Here is a 15,792-nt window from a genome sequence, read left to right as displayed (position 1 = left end):
CCAGCGGCGGCTGCTCCTCCCAGCCTGTGACGGATCACGCCGTCACGCTCGCCGAGCGCCCCGGCGAATGGACCGCCTCCCGCACTCGGCTCAGGCCTCGTCCGTGTCCGGGGAGTGCGGGCCCTCGAGATCGCGCTGTTCGAGCGGGCGTACGGCCGGTCCCTGGAGCACCGATCCGTCGACGCCGAACCGGGAACCGTGGCACGGGCACTCCCACGTGCGCTCCACGGAGTTGAACGACACCAGACAGCCCAGATGTGTGCAGCGTGCGGAAACGGCGTGGCAGAGGCCCGCGTCGTCGCGGTACACCGCGCTGCGCCGCCCGTTCAGACGGACGACCGCGCCGGTGCCGGCCGGGATCTCGTCGGCCGAGTCGACATGGGTCGTGCGCAGGCGGTCGCCGACGAAGTGCTGGGCGACCTCGGCCTGCTGGGAGAGCATCGTCGGCGCCTCGCGCAGCGTGCTCCACAGTCTGCGCGGGTCGTACAGCTCCGTCCACGGGGGAGGGGCGGCGCAGATCAGTTCGGCGATCAGCCGTCCGGCCAGCACACCGCTGCTCATGCCCCAGCCGCCGAAGCCGGTCGCCACGAACGTGTGGCGGGCCCCCGGGTGGAACGTGCCGATCAGCGGGACCGAGTCGCTGGGGTCGTTGTCCTGGGCGGCCCAGCGGTAGCGCGTCTCGGCCACCGGGAAATGGGCGTGCATCCAGTCGTCCAGACGGCGGAACCTCTCGGCCGTGTCGGCGGTGCCGGGCGTGAAGCTCTCCCCGGTCACGATGAGCAGTCGGCTGCCGTCGCCGAGGGGCGCCGTGCGCACGGATCGCTTGGTGCCCTCCTCGCAGATGTACATCCCGTCCGGATCCCGGTCGGCGGCGACGGGACCCGCGACGACCAGTTCACGGCGCGGCGACATCCGGGCGAACAGCAGCGCCCGGTCGAAGACGGGGAAGTGGGTCGCGACGACGACGTCGCGCGCCGTGACCGTCCAGCCGTTCTCCGTCGTGACCTGGCACGGCCTGCCCTCCCGCAGCCCGGTCACCCGGCTGCGCTCATGGATGGTGCTGCCGTACGCGGTGATGTCGGCGGCCAGCGCGAGAAGGTACTTGCGCGGGTGGAACTGCGCCTGACCGTCGATGCGCACGGCGCCTGCCACCGTGAAGGGCAGACCCGTCACCTCGACGTACGAGGCGTCCAGGCCTGCCGCCCGTGCGGCCTCGGCCTCGGCCCGCAGGGCGGGGCGCTGCGCGGTGTCGCGCGAGTAGGTGTACGCGGGTACGTGTTCCAGCTCGCAGTCGACGCGCAGTTCCGCGGAGATCTCGGCCACCCGCTCGACCGCCGCCTGCTGTGAGCGCGCGTACAGCTTGGCGCCCTCGGGTCCGCGCGTGCGGCGCAGCCGCTCGTACCGCAGCCCGTGCTGGGCGGTGAGCTTCGCGGTGGTGAAGCCGGTGACGCCGGAGGCGATGCGGTCCGCCTCCAGGACGGCGACCGAACGCCCGGCCCGGGTCAGTTCCCAGGCGGTGCTCAGTCCCGCGATGCCGCCGCCGACCACGACGGTGTCCACCGTCTTGTTCTCGGCCACGGGCGGATACGAGGTGGTGCCGCTCGTGCGCAGCCAGTGCGACTCGGTGGTGTGCGGCGGGGCGGCCAGGGGCGGGGTCTCTGGGTCGTTCGGCATGCCGGGCGAGTGCCCCGTCCGCCGCGACCGAAGCCTGCCTCTCCGGCCTTTCATCCCTTTTGTCGGGACTGGCGGCCGGGCTTGCGGGTACCCGCATCTCACGTCAACGACAAGCCGGGCCCCGGCGATGCCTCAGGACTGCCGGGACCGAGGGACAAGAGGAGATGTCAGCCGTGGACCCCCAGGCCGACACCGAGCCGATGAGCAGCGAGATACCGGAACACGAACGGGTGCGGACGTGCGTCCCCGCCATCGTCCGCAGAGGCGGCGAGGCGGACCGGGCCGACAGAGGTGCCGAGACGACCATCGTCCGGGGTGAGGACTGAGCCACCCCGTACATCCGCCCGACTGCGTATGGGAGGCGCGGGTAATGGACGGAGCCGGACTGTCCCAGAGGGAGCGCGCGATACTCGCTGCGATCGAAAGGGATCTGCGAGCCGACGCGGTCCTCGACCGGCACCTGCGGACGATGCGCACAGGACCGCCGTTCCGGCGAGCCCCGAGCGGGTTCCGCAGGCATCTGCTCGCCGGCGGGACCTGTCTCTGTGGTGCGGTGACCGCGACGCTGCTGGTCATGGCCGCGTCGTCCTCGTCACCGCCCCTGATCTGGGCGTTCGCCGGGGCCTGGGTGCTCACTCTGGTGGGGCTGCTCCTGCTGGTCTGCCGCTGGTCACGGCGGCTCGTCGCCGGTTCGTACGGTGACTCCGGTGGCGGTGGGGGTGGTGCCGGGGCGCCCGGCGACGGAGGCAGGGCGGACGACGAGCCTGGCTGAGGGGGCCGAGAGCGGGCGGAGGACGAGCCCGGCCGAGCCGGGCCGAGCCGGGCCGCGAGGCTGCGGCGCATGGAGGCCGCTGAGAGGCGCTGAGAGGCTGAGCGCTTCGTAGCCCGAGAAGCTGAGCCCGAGATGCCGAGCCGGCGAAGCTGAGCCGGGGACCTGCGCGGTCCCCGGCTCAGCGGTGTCCGGTGCAGCGGTCAGCCGCTGCGGACGGGCTCAACCGCCGTGGCCGCCGCTGCCGAAGGCTCCGCCGCTGTCGTCGGCATCGCGCGGGGGCTCCTTCTCGGGGGCAAGCCGGGACGGCATGTTCCCGTAGCCGTGCAGTTCGTGCGGGGTCAGTCGGCCGGGAGCCTGGTGTCCCTGGGTCGGGTCCAGCTCGTCCGGCTCGAGACGGCTCTCGACGTGGGTCTGATGGTCTGGCGGAACGGGCTGCTCCTCCCGCGAGGGGGGCGTGTCGCGCCGCCTTCTGGCACCCACCTGCCAGACGATCCACACGAGCAGGACCAGCAGGCCGAGCACCACGAGGAGGAAGACGATGACCGCCGGCGCTCCCTCGCCTGCGGCGAGCACCGTGGCGGCGTCCTGAGCCGATTGACTGTAAGTGGCCATGGCTATCGGTTACCCATTCTGGCTCTCTTATGAGCCAGTATGGACCCGGAAGCCCTAATTGACGGCACGCAACGGAGCCGTGCTCTCCCGCTCGATCAGCTCCGACAGCGGCACCTGCACCTGCACCTGCACCTGCACCACCGAGCGGGCCGGTCCTCCGCACCGCCGGCACCCGGCCGGCGGTCGGGTTCGACCTGGCACGGCGGCAGCAGCCTTCGCGTCGACGGCACCCTCGACGCGCCCGCCACGCTCGACCTGTACGCCACCCGGTGCCACTCGCCGCGGACACCGTCGTCGAACTGACCCACTGACCCACCGCGCCGACGCGGGCGAGGTCACCGTCGAACCGGCCGTCGCCACCGCCGAAGCGGCCGGCCCGGGCCGGCCACGCCCTACGCGTAACTGCCCGTCGGCACCGCCGGAGCGGGATGGAGCACACGAACCGTACGGCTCGCGGGCCTGACCGGCACCGTCCATGCCATCGCGTACGGCTCACCGGCAGCGGCGGCCCCGTGACATGGCGGCTCGGCGCCCTCGCCGTGCACGCCGGGACCGTAGCCGCCCCCGCCGCTCCGACGGCCCTGCGCGTCACCGACGCCTCCGCCGCGGGCCTGCGCCTCGCCTGGCGGCCCGCCCCCGGCGCCGTGCACGACTACACCCTGCACCGTGTCCTGCCTGACGGGACACGGCGCTTCCTCGACGCGACTGCCGGCGGGCCCACTTCGTCCCCTGCCCGAAGCCGGAACAGGGTGAACGGGCCGCCCGGTTCGAACTCCGCGCGGTGGGGGAGCTGTACACCGTGTCCACCGCCGCAACCTCCGACCACCCCTGGTAACGCCCCACCCGCCCCCGGAGCACCCCTCATGCATGACGACCGCACTCTCGTCGAGGCACGCCTGAAGCGTGTTCTCGACGAACGCATCCGCCCCGCGGTGTACCCCGCATCCGTGCCGCTCGACGTGGCCGTGTGGAACGCGCCGGGCGAGCCCGTCCCGGTCGCCGAAGGACTCGCCGCGACGCCCGCGCCGATCGCCGCCGGCGACCGTTGGGGTGCTCCGTGGGGCACCAGCTGGTTCACCGTCACCGGGACGGTGCCGACCGAGTGGGCAGGCCGTACGGTCGAGGCGGTCCTCGACCTCGGCTTCGACGAGAACATGCCCGGCTTCCAGTGCGAGGGTCTCGTCTACCGCCCCGACGGCACCCCGGTGAAGGGCCTCAACCCGCGCAACCAGTGGGTCCGCATCGGCGCACCCGTCGCCGGCGGCGAAGAGGTCCAGCTGCACGTCGAGGCCGCGTCCAACCCGGTGATCCTCGACTACCACCCCTTCGTGCCGACGAGGCTCGGCGACAAGGAGACCGCGGGCAGCGAGCCGCAGTACCGGCTCGCCCGCATGGACCTCGCCGTCTTCGACGAGGTCGTGTGGCAGCTCGTGCTGGACCTGGAAGTGCTCGGCGAGCTGATGCACGAGCTCCCCGCGGACGGCGCCCGCCGCCACGACATCCTGCGCGCCGTGGGCCGCGCGCTGGACCGCGTCGACCTCCAGGACGTGGGCGGCAGCGCCGCGGCCGCCCGTGAACAGCTCGCCGGCGTCCTCGCCGCCCCGGCCGAACCCTCCGCCCACCGCATCAGCGCCGTCGGCCACGCCCACATCGACTCGGCATGGCTGTGGCCGCTGCGCGAGACGGTGCGCAAGGTCGCCCGTACGACCTCCAACATGACGGCACTGCTGGAGCACGAACCGGAGTTCGTCTTCGCCATGTCGCAGGCGCAGCAGTTCGCCTGGATCAAGGAACACCGGCCCGAGGTCTACGCCAAGGTCAAGAAGGCCATCACCGACGGCCGGTTCGTGCCGGCCGGCGGCATGTGGGTCGAGTCCGACACCAACATGCCCGGCTCGGAGGCCATGGCACGGCAGTTCGTGCACGGCAAGCGCTTCTTCCTCGACGAGTTCGGCATCGAGAACGACGAGGCATGGCTGCCCGACACGTTCGGGTTCGCGGCCGGACTGCCCCAGATCATCAGGGCCGCGGGCGCCAAATGGCTGCTCACCCAGAAGATCTCCTGGTCGCAGACGAACACGTTCCCCCACCACACCTTCCTCTGGGAGGGCATCGACGGCACGCGCATCTTCACGCACTTCCCGCCCGTCGACACCTACAACTGCTCGATGAAGGGCAGCGAGATCGCCCACGCGGCGAAGAACTTCAAGGACAAGGGCGCAGCGAGGCACTCGCTGGCGCCGACCGGCTGGGGCGACGGCGGCGGCGGCACCACCCGCGAGATGGTCGCCAAGGCGGCCCGGCTACGCGACCTCGAAGGGTCGGCGACCGTGAAGTGGGAGACCCCCGGGGAGTTCTTCACCAAGGCCGAGGCCGATTATCCGGCTCCGCCCGTGTGGGTCGGCGAGCTCTACCTGGAGCTGCACCGCGCCACCCTGACCAGCCAGGCGAAGACCAAGCAGGGAAACCGGCGCAGCGAGCACCTGCTGCGCGAGGCGGAGCTGTGGGCGTCGACCGCGGCCGTACGGGTGGGCTTCGCCTACCCGTACGAGCAGTTGGACCGCATCTGGAAGACCGTCCTGCTGCACCAGTTCCACGACATCCTGCCCGGCTCGTCCATCGCCTGGGTGCACCGTGAGGCGGAGAAGACCTACGCGGCCGTCGCGATGGAGCTGAACGGCATCGTCGGCGCGGCCCAGCGGGCGCTCGCCGGAGACCCGGCGGCCGGCCGGGAGCTGGTCTTCAACGCCGCCCCGCACGAGCGCCACGGTGTCGCGGCCGGCGGTGCCGCCGTGTCCGCCGTCGGCGGCACTGCCCGCCTGACGGGTGGGGAAGGGGGCGGGTTCGTCCTCGACAACGGACTGCTGAGGGTCCGGATCGACACCCGGGGCCTGGTCGTGTCCGCGTACGACATCGCCGCCGAACGCGAGACCGTCGCCCCCGGCAGGGCGGCGAACCTCCTCCAGATCCACCCTGATTTCCCGAACATGTGGGACGCCTGGGACGTCGACGCGTTCTACCGGAACAGCGTCACCGACCTCACCGAGGCCGAAGAGGTCCGCGCGGTCGACGCCGGGTCGTCCGCGGCCGTGCGCGTCGTGCGCAGCTTCGGCGCGTCGAGGGTCACGCAGGTGCTCACGCTCGCGCCGGGCGCGAAGCGCCTCGACATCGACACCGAGGTCGACTGGCACGAGACGGAGAAGTTCCTCAAGGCGTCCTTCCCGCTCGACATCCACGCCGAGCGGTACGCCTCCGAGACCCAGTTCGGCCACTTCCACCGGGCCACCCACACCAACACCAGCTGGGAGGCGGCCAAGTTCGAGGCGTGCAACCACCGCTTCGTGCACGTGGAGGAACCGGGCTGGGGCATCGCGCTGGTCAACGACTCGACCTACGGCCACGACGTGACTCGCACCGTGCGCGCGGCCGGCTCCGGCACCACCACGACCCTGCGGGTGTCCCTGCTGCGCGCGCCCCGCTTCCCCGACCCCGAGACCGATCAGGGCGTGCACCGCTTCCGGCACGCCCTGGTGCCGGGCGCGTCGATCGCGGACGCCGTCCGCGAGGGCTTTCGCATCAACCTGCCCGAGCGGCGCGTCACGGGTGACACCCCCGTCGCCCCGCTGGTCACCGTCGACAACGACGCCGTCGTCGTCAGTGCCGTGAAGCTCGCCGACGACGGCAGCGGAGACGTGGTGGTGCGGCTCTACGAGTCGGTGGGCGGCCGGGCCCGGACGCGGGTCGTCCCGGGCTTCACCGCCACCGCCGTCGCGGCGACGGACCTGCTGGAGCGCCCGCTCGCCGACGCGGCCCGGCCCGAACTGGCCAATGGAGCCGTCCTGTTGATCCTGCGCCCGTTCGAGCTGGTCACCCTGCGACTGTTCCGCGGGGCCTGACCGGAGGACACCCGGCCCGCCGCCTCACGCTTCCTGGAGAGCCCTGAGGTGGCGGGCCAGTGTGTCCGCCGACTGGAAGGTCGCCCCGAACAGGCCCACGTGCTTCCAGTGCAGCGCCCCGCCGGCGGCGACCAGGAACACCGCGCGACGAAGCCCGATCCCCGGCGCCGCGATGCCGAACGCCCGCGCCACCGTCCGGTCGGTGTCGGCCAGGAGCGGCATCCGCAGCCCGTGCCTGCGGGCGAAGGCCTCGTGGCTGTCCACCCCCTGCGGGCTGATCGCCCACACCTCGGCGCCGATGTCCGTGAACGTCTCCAGACCGCTGGAGTACGAGCACAGCTGCTTGGTGCACACGGCGGTCTCGTCGCCGGGGTAGAAGGCGAGGACCAGCGGCCGGCCCCGCTGCTCGCTGAGTGTGAAGTCGCGCCGTTCGAACGTGCCGTCGGTGCCTCCGGTCAGGACGCCACCGGGGAGGGTGAAGTCGGGGACGGGGGCGCCGATGTCGGGTGAAGATGCCATGGGCAGCATTCTTACTCTCCGGTAACCCGAAGCGCCAGGGCGGGGGAGACCGTTCTCAGCCGCCCAGCGAACAGCGATGGAGCAGATCGCGCCCGTCGCCCTCGCCCGCGCTGGGCAGCGGCACGGTACGGCTCGGCGCGGGCGCCCTGCCCTCCCCGATCCAGTCCTCCAGGGCGGTGAACGCCGAACGGTGGCACGGCGTCAGGGGACGCAGCCGGTCCGGGAACGCGTCGTACAGCGAGTCCACATGTGTGCCGCCTTCGACGCGGTAGTACCGCATCAGCTTCCCGCGTCCCTCCTCGCGCACCCTCCGCGCGTACACATCGGAGCCCTGCCCGATGGGCAGCAGCACGTCGAGCGTGCCGTGCAGGGTGATCAGCGGCTTGCCGATCCTGCCCGTCAGAGCGATCCGCTCGACCGCGTCGGTCACCTCGCGCGGCCGCTCCCCGTACACGTAGTCGGCGTCGCACGCGGGCGTGCCGGGAGCGCAGAACGGGGTCCCCGCCTCCGTCGCACCGTCGAAGTGCGGATCGAACTCCTCGCGGTAGATGCGCTGGGTCAGGTCCCAGTAGTACCGGTGGTGGAACGGCCAGAGGAACTCGGAGCCCGCCGGGTACCCGGCGGCCAGCATCCGGCGGTGCGCCTCCTCGGCCCCCGCGCCGCCTGCTGCGTACACGGGATAGCTGCGCAGCGCCGGGGGCAGGAAGGTGAGCAGGTTCGGGCCCTGCGCACGCCACAGATTGCCCTCCCAGTCCACCCCGCCGTCGTACAGCTCCGGATGGTTCTCCAACTGCCAGCGCACCAGGTAGCCGCCGTTGGACATGCCGGTGGCCAGCGTGCGCGACGGCGGCCGGTGGTAGCGCTGGGCGACGACCGCGCGGGCGGCCCGGGTGAGCTGGGTGACCCGCTCGTTCCACTCGGCGATCGCGTCGCCCGGTCGGGCGCCGTCGCGGTGGAACGCCGTCCCGGTGTTGCCCTTGTCCGTCGCGGCGAACGCGTAGCCGCGGGACAGCACCCAGTCCGAGATCGCGCGGTCGTTCGCGTACTGCTCCCGCACACCCGGCGAACCGGCCACGACCAGACCGCCGTTCCACCGGTCGGGCAGCCGGACGACGAACTGGGAGTCGTGGGCCCAGCCGTGGTTGGTGTTGCCGGCCGAGTCGTCGGGGAACCAGCCGTCGATCTGGATGCCCGGCACACCGCTGGAGGTGGCCAGACCCGCGGGCGTGAGCCCGGCCCAGTCCGCCCGATCGGTGTGACCGGACTCGATCGTGCCCGCCGTCGTCAACTCGGCGAGACACGACACCTCCTGGTGCCCGGCACCCGGCACGCGCAGCGCCGCGATCCGGGTGCAGTGTCCGCCGGCGGAGTCCTGGGAGGCGGTGGCCGGGACGGTGGTGGACGCCAGCAGCAGGGCGGCCACGGCTGCCGCGCGGACGGTCCGGTGGGACCGGACGCGTCCGCGGCGGTGCGAGGGCAGCGATGCGGTGCCTGGCGTCGGCGTGGCGAACAGCACGAAGAAGCCGCCTGAGAGAGGGGTCGGCACGGGGGGTCAGGGACAGGAGCCGTCGGCGACGACGAAGTGACCGGCCGGCGACTCCTTGAGCGTGTGGGTGACGAACGTGTTGTTGAGGCCCATGTACTGGCCGGATCCCTTGGCGTACGCGTAGCCGCCGGTGGTGGTCGCCCGGCCCGCCTGGACATGCGCGTGGTTGCTGCCCGTCCAGCAGGCCGCGCCCTGCCCGGTGGTCGACGCCGTGACCGCCCCGGAGCGAGAGCCCTCGGCGCCCTGCGCGTCCCGTGCGGCCACGCTGTAGACGTACGCCGAGCCGGCGGCCAGACCGGTGTCGGTGAAGGAGGTGCCCGCGGGGGCGGCGACCTGGACGCCGTCGCGGTACAGGACGTACCCGGCCGCGCCGTCGACCGCGCTCCACCGCAGCGACACCGAGGTGTCGTCGGCTCCCGCGGCCGCGAGCCCTCCCGGCGCGGGCAGCCCGCCCGGGTCCGGATCCCCGCCGCCCGTCAGGCCGAAGAACTCGCTCACCCAGCGGCTGGAACAGATCGAGTCGATGAAGTGCGGCGTGCCGGTCGCACCGCACTGATCGGGTCCGGTGCCGGGATCCACCGGCGTGCCGTGCCCCGTCGACGGCACCCGGTCCACCTCGACGGCGACTTGGCCGCCGGTGCCCAGATACTGTTCACGCCGCGTCCCGTTGGCTCCGATGGTGCCGGTCCTGTCCGGCGCCTGGCCGAGGCCGTGCACGGCGGTCCACTGGTCCCTGAGCTCACCGGCGTTCATCGGGGCGACCGTCGTGTCGCTGTCGCCGTGCCAGATCGCCACCCGGGGCCACGGCCCGGTGTACGACGGGTACGCGTCGCGCACCCGCTGCGCCCACACGGCGGGCGTCCGGTCGGTGCCGGGGCTCATGCACGGGAACGGACCCATGTCCTTCGTACAGTCGTAGGGGATCCCCGCGATCACGGCCCCGGCCTCGAACGCATCGGGGTAGGCGGCGAGCATGACCGCGGTCATCGCACCACCCGCCGACAGGCCGGTGACGAAGGTGCGGGACGGGTCGGCGCCGTACGCGCTCTCGGCATGCGCGACCATCTGCCGGACGGAGGCCGCCTCGCCCTGCCCGCGCCGGTTGTCCGCCGCCTGGAACCAGTTGAAGCAACTGCTCGCGTTGTTCGACGCCGTTGTCTGGGCGAGGACCAGCAGGAAGCCGTGGCGGGCGGCGAAGTCGGCGAGGCCCGAGTTGTCGGCGTAGACCTGGGCGCTCTGCGTACAGCCGTGCAGGGCGACGACGACCGGGGGCGCGGCCGGGAGCGAGGCGGGCCGGTGGACGTACATCGCCAGATTGCCGGGGTTGCTGCCGAAAGCGGTGACGCGTTCCAGCAGGACGGCCGCGTGGGCAGCGGGGGCGGGGGCCGAACACAGGCAGCCGAGCAGCACGGCGATGACGGCGACCAGCCGTCCGACGGACACGAGGCCCCCGGGCCGGGGGCTTGCAGGCAGTGACATCCGGGCCTCCCGCAGGCGAGTGGATGCCGGTCACAGTAGAAACCGGCGGCCTGCGGGAGGAATGGTGACGTGGCCCATAGCCGCGTCCGGCGACAGCGGCTCACGCCCCCTTGCGGAAGGGGGAGTTGTGCTCTAAGGCGCGGCCGGGGCCTCCTCGGAGTCCGGGGATTCGGGCGCGGACTCCGGGCCGGACTCGGGCGCCGGCACCGAGGGCTCGCCGGGCGGCGGGGGCAGCTCCCCGGGGGTGGGGTCGGACTCCGTCGGCGGCGCGGGCGTCGGCGCCTCCTCTGTCGTCGGCGCCTCCTCTGTCGGTGGGGAGTCCTCTGTCGGCGGGGACTTTTCTGTCGGCGGCTCCTCGGAGGTGGGCGACTCCGGTGGCGCGGTGGTGTGCTTGGGCGGTGCTGTGGACGGCTTGGGCTTCGGCGGCTCCGTCTGCTTGTCACGCCCGCCGGTGTCACCGGCCGGACGCGCGATCCACTTCTTCGCATCGGCGTCGAAGAGGATGAAGACATTCACGGCGGTGGCCGCAGGCACGACGACGACGACGTTCGAGGCGCGATAGCCGGGCCACGGCTTGCCCATCGTGCGTGGGCTCTCCTGCGCCACGGGCGGGGCCAGGGGATTGCCGCAGGCACAGCGCACCCGGGGCACGCCGCGGTCGTCGATCAGCACCGCGGTGCCCGCCTGCAGGACGGCCTGGTACGGGGTCGCCTTCCCGTCGCGATAGCCGTGGTTGGTGACCCGCGTGTCCACGCGCAGCTGAACGGGCGTCAGCGCGCGGAGATACGCCGGTACGCTGTCCGCCGCGACGTCCAGGGCCCCGGCGAACGCGCGGTTCTTGGCCGGGGCGGCGGTCAGCGCGGTGATCTGCTTCTCCACGTCGCAGCTGGAGATCTTGCGGCTACCGCCGTACAGACCCGGGGCAGAGCCCCGCACGGGCGGCGTCCCCGTCGTGCCGGGCGATGTCCCCTTCGACACCTTCGGGGTCGGCACGGCCGTTGGCGACGCCTCCCGCGCGGTCGACTCGGTGAACGGGTCGGGCCCGCTGGTGCCCGCACTCTGCAGGAACACCTCACCGGCGCGGGCGGAGCCGCCGTCGGGCCGCGTCAGCACGACGGACAGCACCACGGCCGCGACCAGGACGCACGCGAGCACGGCGATGCGCGGAGCCGACCGCCACCACGGGCGGCCGGGACCGCCGGGACCCGCGTGCGCGCCACCGGAATCGCCCGGCCCGCCCGGCCCGCCTGGACCTCCTGGTCCGCCGGGTCCTCCTGGCGGACCGCCCCAGGTGCCGCCGGGAGGCGGCGGCGTCCGGCCGCCGGTCTGCGTGGGGCCCGACAGCGGGCCCGAAGGGGGACCGGTGGGCCGGTCGGACGGCGGCGGTTCGGTGCTCACGGCTCTTCTTTCCCGGGAGGTAGGAAGGCGGAGGAGACGGTCTGCTCCGCTATGTCACTTTCCGTGCCTATTGTCTGCTCCGCTTCCGTTCGCCTCGCAAGCCGACGCGGTCGGCCCACCCGGGGCGCGCGGCGGTCCGGCCCTGCTTAGCGTGGCAGCGTGAGTCAGCATGCAACGACGAAGCCCCCGACCGGTACGGCACGCGCCGCCCACGGTTGGCCCCACGCGCTCGCGGCCGTGCTCGGCGGCCTCGTCGCCATGGTCGTCACCGCCGCGCTCGGCCTGTGGGCGGCCGGCGCGGCCGACCTGCCCGACGGAGCCTTCGTCCAGGTCCTGGCGGCCACCGTCGTCATGGCCGTCGGCGGCTCGATCGAGATCGCCGGCGAGGCCGGGGCGATCGCCGAGGCGGACGCGGCACTCACCGCCGTGCCGCTGTCCGTGACCGTGGCCGGCGCCCTCGCGGTGGCCGCCGGATTCCTGCGCCCCCTGCGCCACCGGGCCGTCGCCTCCGCGCCCGAACTCGCCGGCTGGGCGCTGCGGCTCGCCGCGCTGTGGCTTCTGGCGCTCATCGGACTCGCGGCACTCGCCCGCCACACCTTCACCATCCCGATCGAAGACCCCACCGGCGGACTGATCGAGGACCTCCTCGACGCCACCCCGCGCGTCGGCTTCCGCACCGAGGTGCCGCAGACTCTGGTCATCGCCATGCTGTGGCTGTTCGGCGTGCTCGCTCTGGCCCTGCTCGTCTCCCGCGGCGCACCGCTGCCCGCCGGACTGCTGCGGTTCCAGGAGGCCGTGCGCCCCGCCGCGTACGCCATGGTCGCCCTGCTCCTCGCCGCGCTGGCCATCGGCGTCGTCATCGGTCTGGTCGTCGCCGCGACCCGCGGGCATCCGGCCGACACCCTCGCCGTGATCCTCCTCGGACTGCCGAACCTGATGTGGCTCGCGCTCACAACCGGCCTCGGCACCGCCTGGGAGGGCAGGGTCCAGGGCCCGTTCGGACTGCCGATGCCAAGGCTCCTCGACGAGGTGCTGCGCACCGAGGACATCTCCGCCCTCGACCTCGGGACGCTCACCGAGCGGGACGGACGCGCTTGGTGGCTGCTCGTCGTCGCCGCGTTGCTGGTCCTGGCCTCCGCCGTCCTCATGGCGGTGCGGTCACCGGCCCGGATGAGGCCCTTCGAGCACGCCCTGCACATGGCGGTCGCGCTCGCGCTCACGGTGCCCAGCGCCTGTCTCCTCGTACGCCTCTCCGCGCACTTCGGCCTGTCCCTCCTCGGCATCGGCGACCTGGGTGGCGACCTGGGGGGCGAGGTGTTCCTGCGGCCGTACCTGTTGCAGGCGGTCGGTATCGGCGCCGGCTGGGGTCTCGTGGCCGGGTTCATCGGCGGGCTGATCGCCTCGCGGCTCCACCGGCGCGGCGAGGTCCCGGCGCCTCAGTGAACGCGACGCCCGCGGACGGACTGTGGGACGCGCTCATGGACCGCGCCGCCGCCGGGGAGCGGGGGATGCCGTGGTGAACCACGCCGCCCCGCGGAATGGGGGGACGGGTGATGCGCCGCCCGGGGAGCGGGGGGTGCCTCAGTCACCCGCGCCGCCGGGAGCCGCGGGATGCCTCGGTGGCGCGCCGCCCCGCGGAATGGGGGACGACTTGGTGAACCCCTCGGTGGAACGGGGAATGCCTCAGTGAACCGCTCCGTCCTGCGGACGGGGGACGCCTTCATGAACCGTGCCGCCGTCGGGAGCCGGGGGGAGGACTCGGTGAATGCGCCGCCCGGGGAGCGGGGGACGCCTCAGTGAACGCGCCGCAGTGGACCGGGGGTGCCTCAGTCACCCGCGCCGCCCCGCGGAAAGGGGGACGACTTGGTGAACCCCTCGGTGGAACGGGGGATGCCTTGGTGAACGCCCCCCGAGGAACGGGGGACGCCTCAGTGAACCCCCGCCGCCAGTGAGCGGGGGAGGACTCGGTGAACGCGTGCCCTGCGGACTGGGATGGCTTCATGGACCGCGCCGCCGCTGGGGACCGGGCGACGACTCCGTGAACGCGCCGTCAGCGGACCGGCGGGCTCGTCAGCGACCCGCGCCGCCCCGCGGACCGCGGAAGACCGGCCGTGCCCAGGACGGCGGTCCGGGCGGCGGACCGGGCTCCTCGGCCGGTGACGTACCCCGCCCGACCACCGCCGTGGGCGTACGCACCGGCGCACCGGCGCCCGCCGTCGCGGCCCGCAGGGCCGAGACGAACCGCCCACACGAGTCGTAGCGGTCCTCCGGACGCTTCGCCAGCGCCGTGGCGAGCACGCGATCGACCGCCGGGGGCAGATCGGGGCGCTGCGGGGTCAGTGGCGGAGCGGGATCGTACTGGTGGGCCCACAGCAGCGCCATGTCGTCCTCACGGCGGAACGGCGGAGCACCGGCCAGCGTCTCGAAGACGACGCACGCCAGGCTGTACACATCGCACCGCCCGTCCACCGGACGCCCCGAGATCTGCTCGGGCGCCACGTAGTCCAGCGTGCCGACGAACTGACCGACCGTGGTGAATCCGGTCAGGGACAGCGACTTCTTCGTCAGACCGAAGTCGGTCAGGTAGACGTGCTCGGGATGCTCGCTGTCGGTGCCCTCCGCGACCAGGATGTTGCCGGGCTTCACGTCCCGGTGTACCAGGTCGTGCGCGTGCGCCGCGTCGAGCGCGGACGCGACCTGCGCGGCGATCCGGCCCGCGGCGGCGGCCGGCAGCGGCCCCTTGCGGTCCAGCAGGACCCGCAGGTCCTGGCCGGCGACGTACCGCATCGCGATGTAGAGCAGTCCGTCGGTCTCACCGGCCTCGAAGACCGGCACGATGTGCGGATGGTCGATGGAGGCCGCGACCTTCGACTCGTGGGTGAAGCGTTTGCGGAACGTGTCGTTGCGCGCCAGTTCTGGGGCCAGCAGCTTCAGGGCTACGGTGCGGTCCAGGCGCAGGTCGCGCGCCCGGTAGACGACCGCCATCCCGCCCCGGCCGATCTCGCGCTCCACCAGATAGCCCGCGACCTGCCTGCCCACCAGCTCGGACGGCCTGCCCACCGGCAGGGACGCCCAGGGAGAGGCCCCCTGCATCAGCCCTCACCACCGCGCGTGGGCGGATGCCCCGGCCCCCGGCCGAAGCGGGTCGCGTCCGGGTGCTCCGCGTCCGGGTCGCGGGAGGGGGCGAGGGGGGCGGGATCGACGAGTCGGGTCTCCCCGGATCCCGGCGGCCGGTGGGCGGGTTCGTCGAGTGGGCCGGAGGGGCGGGCAGGGTCGACGAGCCGGGTGCCGTGCGGGGCAGGCGCCCGCCCCGGCCCGTCGCCGGCGCCGGAGTCCTGCACCACCTGCGTCGGGTCGGAACGGTCCGCGGGAGGCGGCTCGTCCCACGGCTCGTCCGAAGAGGCCGCCGGCTCGTTCGACGCCGCCAGCGTGGTCAGTCGGGTCCCGTCGCAGAAGACCCAGCGCTCGTGCTCGGCGTCGTACAGCCACATCGCCTCGCCGTCGACGACGAGGCCCACCCGCAGCCCCTGGGTACGGCGGCGGAAGTCCTCGCCGTCCGAGTGGCCGCCGACCAGGTCCTCGGCCGCGCGCCGGTAACGCCCCAGCGAGTCCTCCACCCGCGCCAGCAGGGGACGCGGATCGGCGGTCCGTGCCATCGGCTGTCCGGCTTCCGGCGGGGCCTGCGGCACGGACACGAGGAGCCGGCCGTCCACCCAGGCGGACCAGCCGTTGACGCACAGGATGCGCGCCCAGTCACCGCGGCGTTCCAGCAGATGGACGGGCAGCAGCGGATCCAGCGGCTCGGTGGGCAGTGACGTGTCCGGGCCCTCCCACGCCGGCATACCGGACCGTGGAACGACATGTGTCGGTGCGAAGTCCCGGGTGGACATGGTCAT

At 73.2% G+C, this 15,792-nt stretch carries 12 protein-coding genes; 4 read left to right on the top strand and 8 right to left on the bottom strand.

Annotated elements, in window-relative coordinates:
* Positions 1-90: 90 nt before the first annotated feature.
* Positions 91-1,674, bottom strand: coding sequence for an FAD-dependent oxidoreductase (locus ACH5AF_RS06035; protein ID WP_398900218.1), 1,584 nt, complete (start codon positions 1,672-1,674; stop codon positions 91-93).
* Positions 1,675-1,847: 173 nt separating this feature from the next.
* Here ACH5AF_RS06035 and ACH5AF_RS06030 point away from each other — a divergent pair, with 173 nt between their 5' ends.
* Both ACH5AF_RS06030 and ACH5AF_RS06025 read left to right on the top strand, forming a co-directional pair.
* Complete coding sequence (locus ACH5AF_RS06030; protein ID WP_398900217.1) at positions 1,848-2,000, top strand: hypothetical protein; 153 nt, start codon at positions 1,848-1,850, stop codon at positions 1,998-2,000.
* A 44-nt stretch (positions 2,001-2,044) separates the two neighbouring features.
* On the top strand, positions 2,045-2,446 hold the full coding sequence (locus ACH5AF_RS06025) for a DUF3040 domain-containing protein (protein WP_398900216.1): 402 nt from the start codon (positions 2,045-2,047) through the stop codon (positions 2,444-2,446).
* A 219-nt stretch (positions 2,447-2,665) separates the two neighbouring features.
* Here the strand turns inward: ACH5AF_RS06025 and ACH5AF_RS06020 are convergent, their stop codons facing one another.
* Positions 2,666-3,058 (bottom strand): DUF6479 family protein, encoded by a 393-nt coding sequence (locus tag ACH5AF_RS06020; RefSeq protein ID WP_398900215.1) that lies wholly within the window; start codon positions 3,056-3,058, stop codon positions 2,666-2,668.
* Positions 3,059-3,921: 863 nt separating this feature from the next.
* Between ACH5AF_RS06020 and ACH5AF_RS06015 the strand changes: the two genes are divergently transcribed.
* Positions 3,922-6,954 (top strand): alpha-mannosidase, encoded by a 3,033-nt coding sequence (locus tag ACH5AF_RS06015; protein WP_398900214.1) that lies wholly within the window; start codon positions 3,922-3,924, stop codon positions 6,952-6,954.
* 24 nt (positions 6,955-6,978) lie between these two features.
* Here ACH5AF_RS06015 and ACH5AF_RS06010 read toward each other — a convergent pair whose 3' ends face one another.
* The 4 genes from ACH5AF_RS06010 to ACH5AF_RS05995 all read right to left on the bottom strand — a co-directional run bounded on the left by ACH5AF_RS06010 (position 6,979) and on the right by ACH5AF_RS05995 (position 11,896).
* The gene (locus ACH5AF_RS06010; RefSeq protein WP_398900213.1) at positions 6,979-7,473 is read right to left on the bottom strand and encodes a peroxiredoxin family protein; all 495 of its coding nucleotides are present in this window, start codon (positions 7,471-7,473) and stop codon (positions 6,979-6,981) included.
* A gap of 55 nt (positions 7,474-7,528) precedes the next feature.
* The gene (locus ACH5AF_RS06005) at positions 7,529-8,953 is read right to left on the bottom strand and encodes a tannase/feruloyl esterase family alpha/beta hydrolase (protein WP_398900448.1); all 1,425 of its coding nucleotides are present in this window, start codon (positions 8,951-8,953) and stop codon (positions 7,529-7,531) included.
* 72 nt (positions 8,954-9,025) lie between these two features.
* Positions 9,026-10,498, bottom strand: a complete 1,473-nt coding sequence (locus ACH5AF_RS06000; protein WP_398900212.1) for a PHB depolymerase family esterase — start codon at positions 10,496-10,498, stop codon at positions 9,026-9,028.
* Positions 10,499-10,630: 132 nt separating this feature from the next.
* Complete coding sequence (locus tag ACH5AF_RS05995) at positions 10,631-11,896, bottom strand: DUF6777 domain-containing protein (protein ID WP_398900211.1); 1,266 nt, start codon at positions 11,894-11,896, stop codon at positions 10,631-10,633.
* A 159-nt stretch (positions 11,897-12,055) separates the two neighbouring features.
* Here ACH5AF_RS05995 and ACH5AF_RS05990 point away from each other — a divergent pair, with 159 nt between their 5' ends.
* Entirely contained in the window at positions 12,056-13,339 is a 1,284-nt protein-coding gene (locus ACH5AF_RS05990) for a streptophobe family protein (RefSeq protein WP_398900210.1), read from the top strand.
* Positions 13,340-13,966: 627 nt separating this feature from the next.
* Here the strand turns inward: ACH5AF_RS05990 and ACH5AF_RS05985 are convergent.
* Positions 13,967-14,989 (bottom strand): serine/threonine-protein kinase, encoded by a 1,023-nt coding sequence (locus ACH5AF_RS05985; RefSeq protein ID WP_398900209.1) that lies wholly within the window; start codon positions 14,987-14,989, stop codon positions 13,967-13,969.
* Positions 14,989-15,792, bottom strand: coding sequence for a hypothetical protein (locus tag ACH5AF_RS05980; RefSeq protein ID WP_398900208.1), 804 nt, complete (start codon positions 15,790-15,792; stop codon positions 14,989-14,991). Before ACH5AF_RS05980 ends, ACH5AF_RS05985 begins: the two co-directional genes overlap by 1 nt.

Origin of the sequence: Streptomyces sp. NPDC018833 (genome assembly GCF_044390825.1) — a bacterium.
Lineage (GTDB): Bacteria > Actinomycetota > Actinomycetes > Streptomycetales > Streptomycetaceae > Streptomyces.
The sequence above is the reverse complement of the archived record's forward strand: the minus strand, read 5'-3'. Positions and strand labels throughout refer to the sequence as shown.

What these genes read in the sequence shown, in the direction of transcription:
- ACH5AF_RS06035 (WP_398900218.1), bottom strand. Translation starts at nt 1,674, where the DNA reads ATGCCGAACGACCCAGAGACCCCGCCCCTGGCCGCCCCGCCGCACACC.
- ACH5AF_RS06025 (WP_398900216.1), top strand. Translation starts at nt 2,045, where the DNA reads ATGGACGGAGCCGGACTGTCCCAGAGGGAGCGCGCGATACTCGCTGCG.
- ACH5AF_RS06020 (WP_398900215.1), bottom strand. Translation starts at nt 3,058, where the DNA reads ATGGCCACTTACAGTCAATCGGCTCAGGACGCCGCCACGGTGCTCGCC.
- ACH5AF_RS06015 (WP_398900214.1), top strand. Translation starts at nt 3,922, where the DNA reads ATGCATGACGACCGCACTCTCGTCGAGGCACGCCTGAAGCGTGTTCTC.
- ACH5AF_RS06010 (WP_398900213.1), bottom strand. Translation starts at nt 7,473, where the DNA reads ATGGCATCTTCACCCGACATCGGCGCCCCCGTCCCCGACTTCACCCTC.
- ACH5AF_RS06000 (WP_398900212.1), bottom strand. Translation starts at nt 10,498, where the DNA reads ATGTCACTGCCTGCAAGCCCCCGGCCCGGGGGCCTCGTGTCCGTCGGA.
- ACH5AF_RS05985 (WP_398900209.1), bottom strand. Translation starts at nt 14,989, where the DNA reads ATGCAGGGGGCCTCTCCCTGGGCGTCCCTGCCGGTGGGCAGGCCGTCC.
- ACH5AF_RS05980 (WP_398900208.1), bottom strand. Translation starts at nt 15,792, where the DNA reads ATGACCATGTCCACCCGGGACTTCGCACCGACACATGTCGTTCCACGG.